1 protein-coding gene is annotated in these 526 nt (G+C 46.6%); it reads right to left on the bottom strand.

Annotated features, from left to right (window positions below):
• Window positions 1–24: 24 nt before the first annotated feature.
• Window positions 25–526 (bottom strand): hypothetical protein (locus KP705_RS16780; RefSeq protein WP_215765078.1); only part of this gene is annotated, 502 nt, incomplete at its 5' end.

Raw genomic sequence — 526 nt, forward strand, 5'->3', positions numbered from 1 at the left:
ATGCGGCAGGATCAGCCCAACAAACTAAATCTCGATCTGCTCGAAGTTTATGTCATCAACAACGAGGAGACGCCCATCAAGAGAAGGCTCAACACAGAGAGCCATAGCAATATCGGGCCCGAACATATCCAATGATTTAGGGACACCTATCGTGGCTTCGCCTTCATCACGCTTCGTGAAAAGCTCAGCATCATTGATGCCACGCTTCTTCATCATCTTCAGAGATCCATCAGACTGATCTCGAACGATGCGAAGCCTCTCATCATTAAGAGACCCCTTGAACTCCTTAAACGATCCGTACCTCTGTATCAGTCGCGTATTGAGTGTCTCATTATAGAACCACTCAAGATGGCCATCCTCCATCGTCTCAATATCGTTCGGCTTAGTCACATATTTTGTGACCTCATCAACAGACTCAAGAGTTCCCGCATCCTTAACAATGCACGACATCCTCTCACGAACATCAGCAAGAAAATCCTGCCAGCCGTTCCCCTTCAAATACGGCAGATCAAAGAGGATATTCATA

It is taken from the genome of Gluconobacter sp. P1D12_c (assembly GCF_018812105.1).
In the GTDB taxonomy this organism is placed as follows: Bacteria; Pseudomonadota; Alphaproteobacteria; order Acetobacterales; family Acetobacteraceae; genus Gluconobacter; species Gluconobacter oxydans_A.